Source organism: Allobosea sp. OK403 (genome assembly GCF_900113835.1).
Classification (GTDB): domain Bacteria; phylum Pseudomonadota; class Alphaproteobacteria; order Rhizobiales; family Beijerinckiaceae; genus Allobosea.
The window spans coordinates 1-16,264 of sequence record NZ_FOQV01000020.1 but is presented as its reverse complement, the minus strand read 5'-3'; the positions used below and the strand labels follow the sequence as shown (position 1 = coordinate 16,264).

Annotated in this window: 19 protein-coding genes; 10 read left to right on the top strand and 9 right to left on the bottom strand. The window is 65.9% G+C overall.

Going from position 1 to position 16,264, the window contains the following annotated elements; all coding sequences use genetic code 11:
• The first annotated feature begins 4 nt into the window (after window positions 1-4).
• Genes BMZ97_RS30220 through dnaQ form a run of 3 tightly spaced genes read left to right on the top strand, consistent with a single transcriptional unit; the run spans window position 5 to window position 2,190 of the window.
• Window positions 5-838 carry a shikimate dehydrogenase gene (locus BMZ97_RS30220; protein WP_092178496.1) on the top strand — a complete coding sequence of 278 codons (834 nt, stop codon included), beginning with the start codon at window positions 5-7 and terminating at the stop codon, window positions 836-838.
• 25 nt (window positions 839-863) lie between these two features.
• A complete protein-coding gene (gene coaE / locus BMZ97_RS30215) occupies window positions 864-1,490 on the top strand; it encodes a dephospho-CoA kinase (RefSeq protein ID WP_092178494.1) in 627 nt (208 codons plus the stop codon).
• Window positions 1,483-2,190: a DNA polymerase III subunit epsilon gene (gene dnaQ, locus BMZ97_RS30210; RefSeq protein ID WP_092178492.1), complete on the top strand. Its 708-nt coding sequence runs from the start codon at window positions 1,483-1,485 to the stop codon at window positions 2,188-2,190. Before coaE ends, dnaQ begins: the two co-directional genes overlap by 8 nt.
• Before the next feature lie 7 nt (window positions 2,191-2,197).
• Here dnaQ and BMZ97_RS30205 read toward each other — a convergent pair whose 3' ends face one another.
• Window positions 2,198-2,932 carry a TerC family protein gene (locus BMZ97_RS30205; protein ID WP_092178490.1) on the bottom strand — a complete coding sequence of 245 codons (735 nt, stop codon included), beginning with the start codon at window positions 2,930-2,932 and terminating at the stop codon, window positions 2,198-2,200.
• A 310-nt stretch (window positions 2,933-3,242) separates the two neighbouring features.
• Window positions 3,243-3,734 carry a protein-export chaperone SecB gene (gene secB / locus BMZ97_RS30200; protein WP_092178488.1) on the bottom strand — a complete coding sequence of 164 codons (492 nt, stop codon included), beginning with the start codon at window positions 3,732-3,734 and terminating at the stop codon, window positions 3,243-3,245.
• Between the two features lie 251 nt (window positions 3,735-3,985).
• Between secB and BMZ97_RS30195 the strand changes: the two genes are divergently transcribed.
• The 5 genes from BMZ97_RS30195 to BMZ97_RS30175 all read left to right on the top strand — a co-directional run bounded on the left by BMZ97_RS30195 (window position 3,986) and on the right by BMZ97_RS30175 (window position 7,915).
• Window positions 3,986-4,717 carry a Tim44/TimA family putative adaptor protein gene (locus BMZ97_RS30195; protein WP_092178486.1) on the top strand — a complete coding sequence of 244 codons (732 nt, stop codon included), beginning with the start codon at window positions 3,986-3,988 and terminating at the stop codon, window positions 4,715-4,717.
• Window positions 4,714-5,895 carry a murein transglycosylase A gene (locus BMZ97_RS30190; RefSeq protein WP_092178484.1) on the top strand — a complete coding sequence of 394 codons (1,182 nt, stop codon included), beginning with the start codon at window positions 4,714-4,716 and terminating at the stop codon, window positions 5,893-5,895. Before BMZ97_RS30195 ends, BMZ97_RS30190 begins: the two co-directional genes overlap by 4 nt.
• A gap of 2 nt (window positions 5,896-5,897) precedes the next feature.
• Window positions 5,898-6,458 (top strand): Smr/MutS family protein, encoded by a 561-nt coding sequence (locus tag BMZ97_RS30185; protein WP_092178482.1) that lies wholly within the window; start codon window positions 5,898-5,900, stop codon window positions 6,456-6,458.
• Window positions 6,455-6,835 (top strand): helix-turn-helix domain-containing protein, encoded by a 381-nt coding sequence (locus tag BMZ97_RS30180; RefSeq protein WP_092178480.1) that lies wholly within the window; start codon window positions 6,455-6,457, stop codon window positions 6,833-6,835. Before BMZ97_RS30185 ends, BMZ97_RS30180 begins: the two co-directional genes overlap by 4 nt.
• 81 nt (window positions 6,836-6,916) lie before the next feature.
• Window positions 6,917-7,915 (top strand): adenosine kinase, encoded by a 999-nt coding sequence (locus BMZ97_RS30175; protein ID WP_092178478.1) that lies wholly within the window; start codon window positions 6,917-6,919, stop codon window positions 7,913-7,915.
• Between the two features lie 159 nt (window positions 7,916-8,074).
• Here BMZ97_RS30175 and BMZ97_RS30170 read toward each other — a convergent pair whose 3' ends face one another.
• The 5 genes from BMZ97_RS30170 to BMZ97_RS30150 form a co-directional block, all read right to left on the bottom strand.
• On the bottom strand, window positions 8,075-8,710 hold the full coding sequence (locus tag BMZ97_RS30170) for a pyridoxamine 5'-phosphate oxidase family protein (RefSeq protein ID WP_092178476.1): 636 nt from the start codon (window positions 8,708-8,710) through the stop codon (window positions 8,075-8,077).
• A 76-nt stretch (window positions 8,711-8,786) separates the two neighbouring features.
• Window positions 8,787-9,551 carry an alpha/beta fold hydrolase gene (locus tag BMZ97_RS30165; RefSeq protein WP_092178474.1) on the bottom strand — a complete coding sequence of 255 codons (765 nt, stop codon included), beginning with the start codon at window positions 9,549-9,551 and terminating at the stop codon, window positions 8,787-8,789.
• Between the two features lie 146 nt (window positions 9,552-9,697).
• Window positions 9,698-11,866 (bottom strand): polyribonucleotide nucleotidyltransferase, encoded by a 2,169-nt coding sequence (gene pnp, locus BMZ97_RS30160; protein ID WP_092178472.1) that lies wholly within the window; start codon window positions 11,864-11,866, stop codon window positions 9,698-9,700.
• 261 nt (window positions 11,867-12,127) lie between these two features.
• Window positions 12,128-12,397: a 30S ribosomal protein S15 gene (gene rpsO, locus BMZ97_RS30155; protein WP_069689097.1), complete on the bottom strand. Its 270-nt coding sequence runs from the start codon at window positions 12,395-12,397 to the stop codon at window positions 12,128-12,130.
• A 152-nt stretch (window positions 12,398-12,549) separates the two neighbouring features.
• Window positions 12,550-12,939 (bottom strand): winged helix-turn-helix transcriptional regulator, encoded by a 390-nt coding sequence (locus tag BMZ97_RS30150; RefSeq protein ID WP_092178532.1) that lies wholly within the window; start codon window positions 12,937-12,939, stop codon window positions 12,550-12,552.
• A 127-nt stretch (window positions 12,940-13,066) separates the two neighbouring features.
• Between BMZ97_RS30150 and BMZ97_RS30145 the strand changes: the two genes are divergently transcribed.
• A complete protein-coding gene (locus BMZ97_RS30145) occupies window positions 13,067-13,678 on the top strand; it encodes an NAD(P)-dependent oxidoreductase (protein WP_092178470.1) in 612 nt (203 codons plus the stop codon).
• 56 nt (window positions 13,679-13,734) lie between these two features.
• On the opposite strand, the gene BMZ97_RS30140 is transcribed toward BMZ97_RS30145, so the two are convergent.
• Entirely contained in the window at window positions 13,735-14,100 is a 366-nt protein-coding gene (locus tag BMZ97_RS30140; protein WP_175525803.1) for an Atu4866 domain-containing protein, read from the bottom strand.
• Window positions 14,101-14,315: 215 nt separating this feature from the next.
• Between BMZ97_RS30140 and BMZ97_RS30135 the strand changes: the two genes are divergently transcribed.
• The gene (locus BMZ97_RS30135; protein ID WP_092178466.1) at window positions 14,316-15,236 is read left to right on the top strand and encodes an AraC family transcriptional regulator; all 921 of its coding nucleotides are present in this window, start codon (window positions 14,316-14,318) and stop codon (window positions 15,234-15,236) included.
• 24 nt (window positions 15,237-15,260) lie between these two features.
• On the opposite strand, the gene BMZ97_RS30130 is transcribed toward BMZ97_RS30135, so the two are convergent.
• Window positions 15,261-16,264: methyl-accepting chemotaxis protein (locus BMZ97_RS30130; RefSeq protein ID WP_244546680.1), on the bottom strand; the 1,004-nt coding region annotated here is incomplete at its 5' end.

The following is a 16,264-nucleotide window of genomic DNA, read 5'->3' as shown; positions in this document are numbered from 1 at the left end:
CACCATGACTCTTCGCTGCTTCGTCATCGGCCATCCGATTGCCCATTCGCGGTCGCCACTGATTCATGGAACCTGGCTCGAGCAGCATGGCCTCGACGGTTCCTATGAGCGGATCGATGTCGCGCCGTCGGATCTGCCGGGCTTCGTCGCACGCATTCGGGCCGGCGAGTTCACGGGTGGCAATGTCACCGTCCCGCATAAGGAAGCGATGCTGCCCTTGCTCGACGAGGTCAGCGAGGCCGCGCGCGCCATGGGCGCGGTCAATACGATCTGGCGCGAGAACGGACGGCTCTACGGCGACAACACCGACGCCGCCGGTTTCCTCGGCCATCTCGATGCAACAGTGCCGGGCTGGCAGGATGGGGTTCGCACCGCGCTGCTGATCGGGGCGGGCGGCGCCGCACGCGCCATCGCCTATGCGCTCAAAAGCCGTGGCGTGGCGGGCATCGTCCTGGCCAATCGCAGCCGGGAGCGGGCCAATGAGCTTGCTCGGGTTCTCGGTGCGCCGCTGCGAGCGCGCGACTGGGACGAGCGCGACGTTTTGGTCGGGGAGGCGGATCTCATCGTCAACACGACCTCGCTCGGCATGAAGGGCCAGCCGCCGCTTGCGCTCGACCTGGCGCGCCTGCGCCCCGGCACGATCGTCGACGACATCGTCTATGTGCCGCTGAAGACCGCGCTGCTGACGCAGGTCGAGCAGCGCGGTGGCGTCATCGTCGACGGCCTCGGCATGCTGCTGCACCAGGCCGTGCCCGGATTCGCGCGCTGGTTCGGCGTGACGCCGGCGGTGACGCCAGCCCTGCGCGCAAGGCTCGAAAGGGATATCCTGGGGGCCTGATTCGGCGGGACTCCATGGCCACCTCATGACCTTCACTCTCGGACTCACCGGCTCGATCGGGATGGGGAAATCGACGACCGCGGCCTTCTTTCGTGCGCGCGGCGTGCCGGTGCATGATGCCGATGCCTGTGTCCATGCGCTCTATCGCGGCCGCGCCGCGCCCTTGATCGGCGAGGCATTTCCCGGTGTCGTCCATGACGGCGTGGTCGATCGTGCGCGCCTCTCGGCAGCGGTGGTCGGACAGGCGGAGGCGCTGAAGCGGTTGGAGGGCATCATCCATCCGCTCGTCCGCGAGGAGGAGGAGACCTTTCTTGGGAGTAGCCGCAAGGCCGGCGCAGGGCTCGTCGTGCTCGATATTCCGCTGCTGCTGGAGACCGGCGGGCAGGGGCGTTGCGACGCCGTACTGGTCGTCACCGCCCCGGCCGAGGTCCAGCGCGCACGCGTCCTGGCGCGTCCGGAGATGACGGCGGAGAAGTTCGCCGCCATCCTCGCCCGCCAGATGCCGGATGCGCAGAAGCGCCGCCAGGCCCATTTCCTTGTGGACACGGGCGGCGGTCTGCTGGCTGCGCAGCGGCAGGTGAGTTCTATCCTGAGCGTCCTCGCCGGCCGGCCCGGCCGCAGGCTTCCAGTGGAGAGCGCTGCTCATGCGTGAAATCGTCCTCGATACCGAGACGACCGGCGTTGAAGCCAATAACGGCGACCGCATCGTCGAAATCGGTTGCGTCGAGCTGGTCAATCACTGCCCGAGCGGGCGCAATTTTCACGTCTACGTTAATCCCGAACGCTCGATGCCGGACGGCGCCTTCAAGGTCCACGGCCTCTCCGAAGCCTTCCTCTCCGACAAGCCGCTCTTTGCGGCGATCGCCGATGACTTCATCGAGTTCATCGGCGATGCGCGGCTCGTGATCCACAACGCTGCCTTCGATATCGGCTTCCTCAATATGGAGCTGAAGCGGCTCAGCTATGGCGCGATCGAGCAGCACCGCGTCGTCGACACCCTGGCCATGGCGCGCCGAAAGCATCCTGGTGCCTCCAATAGCCTGGACGCGCTCTGCTCCCGTTATGGCATCGACAACGCCAGGCGCACCAAGCACGGCGCGCTGCTCGACTCCGAAATCCTGGCCGAAGTCTATATCGAGCTGATCGGCGGCAAGCAGACCTCGCTTGGCCTGGGCGTCGCGATGGGCGGCGGAGACGGTGGGCTTGCCGGCGTGGCGATCGAGCGGCCGCAACGCCAGCGGCCGCTCGCCTCCCGCCTCGACGACGCAACCATCGCCGCCCACGAGAGCTTCATCCGCACGCTCAAGACGCCACTCTGGCGCGGCTATCTCGGCCTGACCGACGAGGCGTGAAGAGCGATCAGCTCCTCCTCTTGCGCCGCGACAGCATGTTCAGCCCCTCGATCGCAGCAGAGAAGGCCATGGCGGCGTAGATATAGCCCTTGGGCACATGCGCGCCAAAACCCTCGCCGATCAGCGTGCCGCCGATCATCAGCAGGAAGCCGAGTGCCAGCATCACGATGGTCGGGTTGCGCTCGATGAAGCTCGCCAGTGGGTCGGCTGCGAGCAGCATCACCAGAACCGCGAAGACGACGGCGATCACCATCACCGGGATATGGTCGGTCATGCCGACGGCGGTGATGATGCTGTCGATGGAGAAGACGAGGTCGAGCAGCAGGATCTGGACGATGACGCCACCGAAGGTGACGGCTGCGGCCTTGCCGCCGTCGAAGACGTCCGGCCCATGGTCGGTGTCGACCTTGTGATGGATTTCCTTCGTCGCCTTCCAGACCAGGAAGAGGCCGCCGGCGATCAGGATGAGGTCGCGCCAGGAGAACGCCTTGCCGAGCACCGAGAAGACCGGGGCGGTCAATTGCACGATGATGGCGACGGTCGAGAGCAGGCCGAGCCGCAGGATCAGCGCCAGCCCGATGCCGATCCTGCGGCCGCGCGCACGCTGTTCTGCCGGAAGCTTGTTGGTCAGGATCGAGATGAAGATCAGGTTGTCGATGCCCAGAACGACTTCCATGGCGATCAATGCCCCGAGCGCAGCCCACACCGTGGGGTCGGCGGCAAGCGTCATCAGATAGTCCATCCCGGCTCCTTCATCTCGCGAAACGGCGGGCGCCCGAATGAGCGTCCGCCGTCGACTGCTCCGCGAGATGGAAGCTCCCCTGGCCGGCCGCAAGGGGGGAGCGAGCCGCACCGTTAACGAAAAAGGGCCGCGAGAGCAGGATGCGAAAAAGTGGGAACCGGTTTTTCGCATTGGTCCTGCTCTCACTCTTTGGTGAGAGGCGGATTCAGATTTCAGATGGGATCACTCTGTGACCCCATCTGAAATCATCCGGCTCTAGGGCCCTTTCCGTGACAATTCATGCCGCCGGCAAGTCTTGCTGCCGGAAGGCTCAGGCGTTCGGCGCGCCCTGGGCCTGGAGCTCCTGCACGCGCTGCTGGAACAAGGCCGCGAAATCGATCGGCGGCACATAGAAGGGCGGGAAGCCGCCGTTCTGGACCGCCTCGGCGATGATCTGCCGGGCGAAGGGGAAGAGCAGGCGGGCGCAGTCGATCACCAGCACAGGGTGGATGTGCTCCTGCGGTACGTTCTGGATGCGGAACACGCCGCCATAGCTGAGATCGAAGGCGAACAGCGTTTCGCCGCCGAGCTCGGCCTTGCCCTCGAGCTGCAGCACGGTCTCGTAATCGTCCTCGCCGAGCGGCGCAGTCGAGACGTTGACCTGCAGCGACATCTGCGGTCCCTGCTGCGTCTGCTGGCTGAGCGAGCGCGGCGCCTTGGGATTCTCGAAGGAGAAGTCCTTGGTGTACTGGATCAGGGCGCTCATGCTCGGAGCTGCCTCGGGGGCTTGCGCGCCGTTGCCGTTGGGAATGTCGTTGGCCATCGGTCCCATCATGATCTGAAGGCTGACTTAAGGAAATCCCGGGCCGGATTAAGACGTTCGGGACTGCGCGCCGTCCTGCGGTGCAATGCGGGCGTCGGCTATCATGGACGCCACCCTGGCACAAGAAGCCGCCTTCACAAGTTCAGGGGTGGATGTTACGAGCCTTGATCACCATATCACGCTTCACGGCCGAAAACCTTTAGGGGACAGGCCGATGTAAGGTGGCCACTGGAGCTTCGGATCAGGTTTCGATGCAAAATTCCTTCGACATGACGACGATTGTTTTCCTGGCTCTGGCCGTTTTCGTCGCCTGGAAGCTGCGCTCGGTTCTGGGTCAGAAGACCGGTCAGGAACAGCCGCCGACCGATCCGTTCGCGCGTCGCGAGGGAGCGCCGCTGCGGCCCGACCAGGCACCCCCGGCCGACAGCAAGCGCGACAACGTCATCCGCCTGCCCGGCGCGGCGAATGATCCCGTGGTGAGCCCGGCTCCCGCCGCCGACCGCTGGAAGGATATCGCGCCAGCGGATTCGGCCATCGTTGCCGGCATCGAGGCGATCATCCGGCAGGAGCCAGGCTTCGATCCGCGCGCCTTCATCGGCGGCGCCAAGGCGGCCTATGAGACCATCGTCACCGCCTTCGCGCGGGGCGACCGCAAGGTGCTGAAAGGTCTCCTCGCCAAGGAGGTCTATGAGGGCTTCGAGCAGGCGATCACGGATCGTGAGAAGCGCGGCGAGAAGGCGGAATCCTCCTTCGTCTCGATCGACAAGGCGGAGATCACCGCCGTCGACGTCAAGGGCAAGAACGGCCAGGTCACGCTGGCCTTCGTCTCGCAATTGATCAGCGTCACGCGCGATGCTCAAGGCGCAGTCGTCGACGGCAGCGCCGAAGCGGTCTCCGAGGTCAACGACATCTGGACTTTCGCGCGCCAGCTCGGCAGCCGCGACCCCAACTGGCTCCTGGTCGCCACCGAATCCGCCGCGTGATCCGTGGCGCCGTTGCTGCGCTGGCGCTTGGCCTCGTGGCGTGCGGTGCGGCCATGAGCGCAGCGCTCGCCCAAACCCCGCCGCTGCCGCCGGGCGCGCGCGCCGAAGCGGTGTCCGTCGCCGGCATTGCGGGATGGGCCAAGGACGATCATCGCATTGCCCTGGACATCTTCGCACGCGGTTGCATGACAGACCCGCCGCTGCGAGCCTCTGTACCGACCCCCGAAGTGCTGGACTTCATCTGCGCCCGCGCCCGTCTTCTGACGAAGAAGGCCCGACCCGATCGCGAGACGGCGCGTCGGTTTTTCGAGCAGAATTTCTCGTTCTGGCGAATCCGCGCCGCGACCGCTGAGACCGGCTTCATGACGGGCTATTTCGAGCCCGAATTCGAAGGCTCCCTCATGCGCTCCGCAGCTTTTCCGACACCGCTCTATGGCCGCCCGGCCGATCTGGTGACCCGCCAGCCCGGCGATGACTGGCCGGGCATCGAGGCAGGGCTTTCGGCCGCGCGCCAGACGGCGGGGGGGCTCGTGCCCTTCCCTGATCGCGCCGCGATCGAGGCCGGCGCGCTCGATGGCCAGAAGCTCGAAATCCTCTGGATGCGCGATCCGGTCGATCGCTTCGTGCTGCAGGTCCAGGGCTCCGGCCGGATCCGTCTGCCCGATGGCCGGGTGACGCGGCTGGTCTATTCCGGCCGCAACGGCCATCCCTATACCTCGCTCGGCCGGGCGCTGAGCGAGCGCGAGAACATCCCGCCTGCAGAGATGACGATGGACCGATTGATCGCGCGATTGAAAGCCGATGCCGGCTTCGCCCGCGATCTGATCGCGCTCAACCGTTCCTTCGTCTTCTTCGCGCGCCGGGACGATCTGCCGCCGGGCTCCGGGCCGATCGGCGGAGCCGGCTTGCCATTGACGCCTTTGCGCAGCATCGCGATCGACCGCACGGTCTGGCCCTATGGCCTGCCCGCCTGGATCGACGCCACGATCCCCGATGGGCAAGGTGGCAGCGAACGGCTTTCGAGGCTGATGATCGCGCAGGATACCGGCTCGGCGATCCTCGGGCCGGCGCGGGTCGACCTCTTCGTCGGTTCGGGCGCGGCGGCCGGACATCGGGCGGGGTTGATCCGCCACAACTTCGATTTCACCGTGCTCTGGCCGCGCGATCAGAGGCCCTGACGATGCGGTCGCGGCGGGGCAAGACATTGTCGCCGGCCGATATCGCGCTCTGGCGCGAAGTCGCGCGCTCGGTGACTCCGCTTCCCGGCCGCAAGCCGGTCGAGCCCGAGCAGCCGGAGCCAGCTGCACCCACCCCGATCATGGCCGAGGCCACTATTCTCGTGGTGGCGGCGAAACCGGTCCAATCCAAACCCACGCCACCGCCATTGGCGCCGCTCGAACGCCGCCTGCGCACCCAATTGCGGCGCGGCCAGCAGGGCGTCGAGGCGGTGATCGATCTGCACGGCATGCGCCAGGACGAAGCGCATCTGGCATTGCGCGCCTTTCTGCGGCGCGAGCAGGCGCGCGGCTGCAAGCTCGCGCTGGTCGTCACCGGCAAGGGAGCGGCGGGAGACAGCCTGTTCGGCGAGGAACGCGGGGTGCTGCGGCGCATGGTGCCGCATTGGCTGCGCCTGCCCGATCTGCGTCCGCTGGTCGTCGGCTTCGAGGAGGCCGAGCAGCGCCATGGCGGAACAGGGGCGCTCTATATACGCCTGCGCCGCCAGCGCGAGATCGGGCCATGACCCCCTTCGGGCAGAGGGTGCGGGCCCTGCGCGCGGCTCGTGGCGTCACCTTGGCGCAAATGGCGGGCGCGCTCGGCGTTACGCCTGCCTATCTCTCGGCGCTTGAGCACGGCAAGCGCGGTCGGCCGACCTTCGTGCTGATCCAGGGCGTCATCCATGTGCTGGGCGTGATCTGGGACGAGGCGGATGAATTGGTACGCCTTGCGGATCTCTCGCATCCGCGTGTCACTGTCGATACGGCCGGCCTCGATGCCGAGGCGACGCTGCTCGCCAACCGCCTCGCCCGCGAGATCGCGGTCCTGGAGCGCGACGAACTCAAACGTCTTGCGGATATCCTCGACGAAGCCGCGATTCGCCGCACCGCTGCGCCGGATTGAGCCCGACTTGCTTGACCCGAAGCCCGGCGGATGCAACACGCGCCGCCAACCTCTCCTTAAGATCAGCATCCGGACCTGTTCATGAGCCATTCGCGCACCGACGTCCTCGCTCTCGGCAACGCCATCGTCGACGTCATCGCCTCCGCCGAGGAGGACTTCCTGGCCAAGCACGATCTCGCCAAAGGCGCGATGATGCTGATCGACGAGGCCCGCGCCGAGGCGCTCTACGCCGCCATGGGCCCGGGCAAGGTCATTTCCGGCGGTTCGGCCGCCAACACCATCGCCGGTCTCGCCTCCTTCGGCGGCAAGGGCGCCTTCATCGGCAAGGTCAAGGCCGACGAGCTCGGCAGGCTCTACCGGCATGACCTGACCTCGCTCGGCGTATCCTTCGACACGGCCTTCGCGACGGAAGGTCCCGCGACCGCGCGCTCCTTCATCATCGTCACGCCCGATGGCGAGCGCACGATGAACACCTATCTCGGCGCTTGCCAGGGGCTCACTGTCGGCGATGTCGATGCCAAGGCGGTCGAGAGCGCCGACATTATCTATCTCGAAGGCTATCTCTGGGACCCGCCGGCCGCCAAGGAGGCCTTCCGCAAGGCCTCCGAGATCGCCCACAAGGCAGGCGGCCGCGTCGCCATCACCTTGTCGGATTCCTTCTGCGTCGATCGCTATCGCGACGAGTTCCTCGGCCTGATCCGCAATCGCATGGTCGACATCGTCTTCGCCAATGAGCACGAGCTGAAGAGTCTCTACCAGACCGCTGATTTCGAGACGGCGCTGGCGGCCTTGCGGGCCGAGAACATTTTGGCCGCCGTAACCCGTTCGGAGAAGGGCGCTCTGGCCGTGACGCCGGACGGCATCGTCGTCGAGCCGGTCTTCCCCGTCGAGCGCATCGTCGACAGCACCGGCGCGGGCGATCTCTTCGCCGCCGGTTTCCTCTTCGGTCTGACCTCGGGTCGCGAGGTGCGCGACGCATTGCGCCTGGGCGCGCTCGCCGCCGCCGAGGTCATCAGCCATGTCGGCGCGAGGCCGGACATGAACCTGAAGGTGCTGGCAGGGAATGAAGGGCTGCTGTGAGCCGAAGCCAGCCTGTCATTCCGGGGCGGCCCTCTGGGCCGAACCCGGAACCCACGACTGGGTGAGAGATTGCGGTTGGAGCGCCCACCTAGTCGTGGGTTCCGGGTTCTTCGCTGTGCGAAGCCCCGGAATGATAAGGTTACCGCTCGTTCAACCTCTTCAATACAGCGTCGCCTTCACGCGCTCAGGCAGCTCCTTGTCATAGGCTTCGCCGTCGAAGGTCTCGACCTTGTCGTTCTTCTCCGTGATCCCGCGCAGGATCTGTCCGGCGCTCGGCAGGCTGCGCTTGTCGACCTGCACCGCCGGGTTCCAGAGGTCGGCGCGCACCACTGCGCGCGAGCACTGGAAGTAGACGCTCTCCACCGCGACCACGATCACGCAGGCCGGCAGCTTTCCGGCCATCGCGAAGCTCGCGCAGAGCTCGGGATCGGTCGAAAGCGTCGCCGTGCCGTTCACGCGCAGCGTTTCGCCGTAACCGGGGATCAGAAAGAGCATTCCGATTCGATCGTCGAACAGGATATTCTTCAATGAATCCAAACGGTTATTGCCTCTTCTGTCCGGAATCAGGAGCGTTTTCGCGTCCCGGAGTCGCACGAAGCCCGGCATATCCCCACGCGGTGAGCAATCCAGACCGTCCGGACCATTGGTCGCGAGCACGAAAAACGGCGAGGCGGCGATCAGCGCCCCGTAATTCGCATCGACGTGATCGATCTCCTTGGCGACCGAGGCCGGGGCGATCGGGTTGGGATAAAGTGCCGCAAGGTCATCGAGGGAGGTGAGGGTGTGGTCGGGCATGCCAATCTCCATGGTCGTAATAGTCTAGACCATTGAAGGTAAGCCGTCACCTCGGCTTTACGCCGACCGGGCCCAATCAGGACAAGTCGCGTGCGATCGCCTGGGCCAGGCCGGCGGGATTTTCCCAAGCCATGGAATGCCCGGCCGCCGCTATGATGGCGACGTTGACGCCGAGCCGGGGAAGGTCCTCCGCATCACTGTTTGGAAGGCTAGCCTCTCCGAACAGGACGCAGCGCGGCTGCGGCAGATCCGCCAGCATCTCGCGCCAGCTCGGAGTGCTGCCGGCGACCAATGAGCAGGCCCCGCGATGCGCCGCATAGGGGGCGCTGATGGCGAGCGATGCGGCCCAGATGCCGTTGCCTTCGGAGCGGCTGGCCTGGACGAGCGCGTCATGGCCGCGCTCGATATAGTCGCGCTCGGTCATGGCGGCGATGCGCCGGCTGAAAAAGCCTCCGCCGGGCTCCAGATTGGGCTCGCCGAGGACGAGCCGCCTGAGGCGCCCAGCCAGCATCCGCGCCGCCATGATGGCCACCGCTCCGCCCATGCTGTGGCCGAAGAGATCGAGCTCGGTCAATCGCAGATGCTCGGTCAGAGCGACGATGCTGCGGGCATGGTCCTCGATGGTGTAGCCGAATCCGGTCGGCCGATCGCTGAAGCCGGAGCCCAGCAGGTCGACCAGGAGCATCCGCCGCCCCCGCAAGGCGGCGTCCGCTGCGATGCTCGGATAGTCGCAGGACGAGGCGCAGCCCAGCCCATGGATGAAGAGAAGCGCAGGGCCCTCGCCTGCGATGTCGTGATAGCGCAGCTCTGCATCGGCGGCTGGGACAGTGAAAGACTTCATTGATCGACCCTGGATTGCCGCGCGAGATTGCGGCAGCTCGCATCATGGATCTGTCAGCATCGCATCCTGCTCTAGCGTACCGACAATAAAAAACGCCCCGCATCCTGCGATGCGGGGCGTCTCGTTTCACGTGAATCGTGCGCTGCTTACTCGGCGGCGCCGCGCTCGCGGCTCTTCTCGGCGTCGCGAGCGGCCTTGAGCTTCTCGGTCAGATCCTCGCCGGTCTCCTGGTCGACGACCTTCATTGAGAGGCGGATCTTGCCGCGCTCGTCCTGGCCGAGGAACTTGACCTTGACCTTGTCGCCTTCCTTGACGACGTCCGAGACCTTCTGGACGCGAGCCGCGGCCAGCTCCGAAATATGGACCAGGCCGTCCTTGGCGCCGAAGAAGTTCACGAAGGCGCCGAACTCCATGATCTTCACGACGGTGCCGTCATAGATCATGCCGACTTCGGCTTCGGAGACGATCGACTTGATCCACTTGATCGCGGCTTCGATCGACTTGCCGTCGGCCGAGGCGATCTTGATGGTGCCGTCGTCCTCGATGTTGACCTTCGCGCCGGTCTTCTCGACGATTTCGCGGATGACCTTGCCGCCGGAGCCGATGACTTCACGGATCTTGTCGACCGGGATCTTCATCGTCTCGATGCGCGGGGCGTACTCGCCAAGCTGGCCGCGCGAGACCGAAAGCGCCTTGTTCATCTCGCCGAGGATGTGGTCGCGACCGCCCTTGGCCTGATCGAGGGCGACCTTCATGATCTCCTCGGTGATGCCGGCGATCTTGATGTCCATCTGCAGCGAGGTGATGCCCTCGGCCGTGCCGGCGACCTTGAAGTCCATGTCGCCGAGATGGTCCTCGTCACCCAGGATGTCGGAGAGCACCGCGAAGCGCTCGCCTTCCAGGATCAGGCCCATCGCGATGCCCGCAACCGGTGCCTTCAGCGGCACGCCGGCGTCCATCAGGGCAAGCGAGGTGCCGCAGACGGTAGCCATCGAGGAGGAGCCGTTCGACTCGGTGATCTCCGAGACGACGCGGATGGTGTAGGGGAACTCCGACTTCGCCGGCAGCATCGGGCGAATGGCGCGCCAGGCGAGCTTGCCATGGCCGATTTCGCGGCGGCCGGGCGAGCCCATGCGGCCAGCTTCACCAACCGAATAGGGAGGGAAGTTGTAGTGCAGCAGGAAGGTTTCCTTGTAGGTGCCTTCCAGCGAGTCGATGAACTGCTCGTCGTCGCCAGTGCCCAGCGTGGTTACGACCAGCGCCTGCGTCTCGCCGCGAGTGAACAGCGCCGAGCCGTGGGTGCGCGGCAGGATGCCGGCTTCCGCGACGATCTTGCGCACGGTCTTGAGATCACGGCCGTCGATGCGGACGCCGTCGTCGAGGATGGTCCAGCGCACGACCTTGGCCTGGGCTTCCTTGAACTGGCCGCCGACCTGCTCCTTGGTGAAGGTGGTCTTGCCGTCCGGCGTCTCCGAGATCAGCGAAGCGACCTTGGCCTTGGCGGCGTCCAGTGCCTTGTAGCGCTCGGCCTTGGTCCTGATCTGGTAGGCGGCGCGGATATCCGCATCGACCAGCTTGAGGACGGCGTCGAGCACGACAGAGTTGTCGGCCGGAACATAATCGCGCGGCTCCTTGGCGGCCTTCTCGGCCAGGCGGATGATGGCGTCGATCACCGGCTGGAAGTGCTTGTGGCCGAACATCACGGCGCCGAGCATGATCTCCTCGGAGAGCTGCTTGGCCTCCGATTCCACCATCAGGACGGCGTCGGGCGTGCCGGCGACGACGAGGTCGAGCTGCGATTCCTTGATCTCGTCGACCAGCGGGTTGAGCTTATAGGCGCCGTCGAAATAACCGACGCGGGCAGCGCCGACCGGGCCCGTGAAGGGCACGCCGGACAGCGTCAGCGCGGCGGAGGCGGCGACCATCGCGACGATGTCGGGATCGTTCTCGAGGTCATGCTGCAGCACGGTGCAGACGACCTGCGTCTCATTGCGGTAGCCCTCGACGAAGAGCGGACGGATCGGCCGGTCGATCAGGCGCGAGACCAGCGTCTCCTTCTCGGTCGGGCGTCCCTCGCGCTTGAAATAGCCGCCGGGAATGCGGCCGGCTGCGAAGGTCTTTTCCTGGTAGTTCACGGTCAGCGGGAAGAAGTCGATCCCGGCCTTGGGCGACTTGGCGGAGACGACGGTGGCGAGCACCACGGTCTCGCCATAGGTCGCGAGCACGGCCGCGTCGGCCTGGCGGGCGATCTTACCGGTTTCGAGCACGAGTTTGCGCCCGCCCCAGATCAGTTCTTCGGTCTGTACATCGAACATGGATTTGTCTTTCGGATCGGATGCGACCCGGCCGGTGTCTCCGGCCCATGAGCAAGACGGCGGAAAGCTCGGGTTTTTGTGAAAATATGCGCCCGAGCGCTCGGCGATCCTGCCATGGACATCGAGGACGCCCGGCGGGTCATGCGGGAAGGCCGCCCCTTGCGGCTCCCGCGATGAAATCAGGACGCCGCCCCATTGCGGCAGATCCTGGAAAACCGCCCGGAGCGATGTCGCACCGGGCGTGAAGCAGTCAGCGCTCGATCAGCGGCGGATGCCGAGCTTCTCGATCAGGCTCTTATAGCGCGGCTCGCTCTTGCTCTTGAGATAGTCGAGCAGCGAACGGCGCTGCGAAACCATCTTGAGCAGGCCGCGACGCGAATGGTTGTCCTTGACATGCGACTTGAAGTGGCCGGTCAGGTTGTTGATGCGTTCCGTCAGGATCGCGACCTGGACTTCCGGCGAGCCGGTGTCGTTCGGCTTGGTGGCGTGTTCCTTCATGAGCGCAGTCTTGCGCTCGGCAGTGATCGACATCGTGAGATCCTCATATTGGGGTTGATCTGGCGGGCCAGGCCGGGATGTCGTCCAGCAAGGTCCGAAGCCCGCAATCGCTCTCATCGAGGAGAGGATGCGCAGCCGGCTTTCACGCCGGTTGGCTGGGCATATACACGAAACGACGGGAAAGGCTAGCGCGACGCGGTTCCAGCCAAATACGGCTCGGCCCCGCGGTCATAGCGCCGCTGCGCCTCCTCGACCGTGCCGATATGGGTTTCCGCCCAGATCCTCAGGCTGTCGACGGTCACGGCCAGCGTCCGGCCGAGCTCGGTCAGCGAATATTCGACCGTAACCGGCACGGTCGGGAAGGCCTCGCGGCGGATCAGCCCGTCGCGCTCGAGGCTCTTCAGCGTCTGCGACAGCATCTTCTGAGAGATCGCTTGGATGCGCCGGCGCAGTTCGTTGAAGCGAAGCGTCTCATGCTCGAGCAGGATCAGGATCAGCACCGCCCATTTGTCGCCGATGCGGTCGAGCACCCGCCGCGTCGGGCATTGCGCATTGAAGGGGTCGGGGCGCTGCAGCATGCGGGTTTCCTGGAGGTGACCATGTCTCGCGGAAGTGCCTTCTTTACGGAAGGGAACGACCGAGCCATCTAGGTCCCATTGGAGAGGTAGTATCCATCAGATACTAGAAAAACAGGACCGTGTCATGACAATCGCACTCATCGGCGCCACCGGCTTCATCGGTTCGCGCATTCTGTCGGAGCTCGTCTCCCGCGGCCATCAGGTCACGGCCGTTGTCCGCAATCCGGAGAAGGTTCCGGCGCTGGCGGGCGTCACCGCCGTCAAGGGCGATATCTTCGACAAGGAGAGCCTTGCCAGGCTGCTCGCCGGCCATGATGCGGTGATCAGCTCCGTCCATTATCTGGCGAGCGATGCGGATGCCCTGCTCGGGGCGGTGAAGCAGTCCGGCGTCAAGCGCTACCTCGTCGTCGGCGGTGCAGGCAGCCTGGAGGTCGCACCCGGCGTGAAGCTATTCGATACGCCCGATTTCCCGGCAGCCTACCATGCCGAGGCCAAGAAGGGGGGCGCCTATCTCGAGCGTCTGCGCCAGGAGAAGGTGCTGGACTGGAGCTTCCTGTCGCCCTCGGCCGTGATCGCTCCCGGCGAGCGGACCGGCAAGTTCCGTCTCGGCGGCGATCAATTGCTGGTCGATGGCGGCGGCAACAGCGCGATCTCCGCTGAGGATTTTGCGGTGGCGCTGGTCGACGAGTTGGAGAAGCCGGCCCATAGCCGCAAGCGCTTCACCGTCGGTTACTGAAAAACGCGCGGTTACTGAAAAAACGAGGGCCGGCGCCACCCCGCGCCGGCCCTTTTTCATGCGGCGCTGCGTGCGCCCGGCCTGATGAAGCGATGGTCGCCCAGCGTGAGAATGCCGCGGCGGGCCTCGCCGATCGCGGTGCGGCCGGTATCGCCCTCGAAATAGAGGCGTGCCCCATCGACCTCGTAGCGGCCGCGATAGATGTCGCGACCCGCACGGAGCGTCTTGCCATAGCGGCCGTTCGGCAGGAGCGAGAGCCGGGTTGCTCCATCATCGGCGATCCAGACGCCCATCATGGCGCGCTCGGCGGCGTTGGGCTGCATCAGGGTTTCGAGGTCGATCTCGAGCGGGCGGGTTGCGTTGGCGGCGCGGATGGATCCGGTGAGCGCGCTGAACGCGGTGAGAACGCGGTTGAATTGCATGGCTTGCTCCTGTGTTTCGAGCGGCCACCTAGTTGGGCCAGTGCGAGGAGATGAATGCCGCATCTAGGCTCGCGGGCGATAGACCGAAGCGCCGTAAGGATTGCCTGATCCTCCGTGAGTGCTGGCATCGGGTCGCAGGAACCGCCAATTCATTGTATGAAAATCCAGACGCCGGCGCCGGTTCGACTGGCCCGGCCCTATGAAGGAGCGGTTGGATGCGGCAGGCGGATGAACTGGCGGCGTTGCTCGGCCGCCTCGTGACCTTGGATGGCGTGCATCAGACGGCGATCCCGCGGCTTGCCCTGATCCGCTCCAGCCAGCCGACCGAGCCGATGCATGGGCTGCATCTGCCGGCGCTCTGCATCATCGTGCAGGGCCGCAAGCAGGTCATGCTGGGCGAGCAGATCTATCTCTACGATCGGACGCATTACCTCGTCGTCTCCGTCGATCTGCCGATCATCGGCCAGGTCGTGGAGGCCAGCACTGAGGAGCCCTATTTCTCTGTGCGGCTCGATCTCGACCCAGTCCAGCTCAGTGCGCTGATGCTGGAGAGCAAGTCCAACGCGACCAAGCCCGGCGAGGGTAGTCAGAGCGGCGCTGGACCGGGGCTTGCCGTGAATCCGGCAGCGCCCGAACTGCTCGATGCCATGCTGCGGCTGGTCAGGCTGCTGGAGACGCCGCATGACATCGCGGTTCTGGCGCCGCTGGCCGAGCGCGAGATCCTCTACCGCCTGATGAATGGCGAACAGGCGGCGCGCCTGCGCCAGATCGCGACGGCGGAAAGCAAGTTGCAGCAGGTGAACAAGGCCATAGGCTGGATCAGGCGCAACTACGACAAGACCTTCAGCATCGAGGTCCTGGCGTCCGAGGCGAGCATGAGCCCCTCGGCGCTGCATCAGCACTTCAAGGCGGTCACCGCGATGAGCCCGCTGCAATACCAGAAGCAGTTGCGCCTGCAGGAGGCGCGACGGCTCATCCTGGGCGCGGCGCTGGATGCCGCCTCCGCCGGTTTCAGGGTCGGCTATGAAAGCCCGTCGCAGTTCAGCCGCGAATATCGCCGGCTCTTCGGCGCACCGCCGCTGCGGGACGTTGCAAGGCTGCGCGGCGCTTCAGCCTTGGAGATGGTTGGAGCCTGAGGCTGCGCTCAGGCCTTCCCCGCCTCAGAACTCCTCCCATCCCGCGTCATTGGCGCGGCCGTTGACGGCGCGCTTGGCCGGTGCGGCGGCCCGCGCCGGGGCAGGGGCGGGTCTGGCTGGCGCTTCCACCCTGGTCTGGCCGAAGGCGGCCTCGGCGAGCTTGCGCAGGCGCGCGGGCTCGGAGGCCGGTTCATGAGCCTGGGCAGCGCTTACCCTGGCAGCCGGGCGCGACGCCGGGGCATAGCTGGTCGTTGAGGCGGTCGCGCCCTCAGGGCCGGTCCTGAAGGCGGCGACGAGGTCGTTGAGTTGGACGATGCGGCCCGAGAGCGAACCGGCCGAGGCCGCGCTCTGTTCGGCAAGCGCCGCATTGGCCTGCGTCATCTCGTCGAGATGGGCGACAGCCTGGCTCATCTCGTCGATGCCGTTGGCCTGTTCGCCGGAGGCCGCCGAGATCTCGGCGATGGTGGCCGCGACCTTTTGCGAGGCGGCGAGAATCTGGGTCAGGGCGTCGCCGGCCTGGCGCACCAGCGTGACGCCTGCGCCGACCTCGGCATTGGACGAGGAGATCAGGCCCGAAATGTCCTTGGCGGCAGCGCCCGAGCGCTGCGCCAGCGTGCGCACTTCCGAGGCGACGACGGCAAAGCCCTTGCCGGCATCGCCGGCCCGCGCCGCTTCCACCGCCGCGTTCAGCGCCAGCAGATTGGTCTGGAAGGCGATGTCGTCGATCACCCGGATGATGTCGGAGATCTTCTGCGAGGCGCTCTCGATGCGCGCCATTGCAGCGACCGCCTCAGTCGCGATCGTGCCGCCCGACTGCGCCGCCTGCATCGCTTCGGTTGCGATCGCGGCGGCCTGCCTGGAGGCCTGGGCCGAGGCCTTCACCGAGGCTGCGAGCTCCTCGGTCGTCGCCGCGGTCTCCTCCAGCGAGCTCGCCTGCTCTTCCGTGCGCTTCGACAGATCATCGGCGCCCATCGTGATCTCGCGCGCCGCCAAGCCGACATCCGCAGAGGTCGTCTGGATCGTGCGCA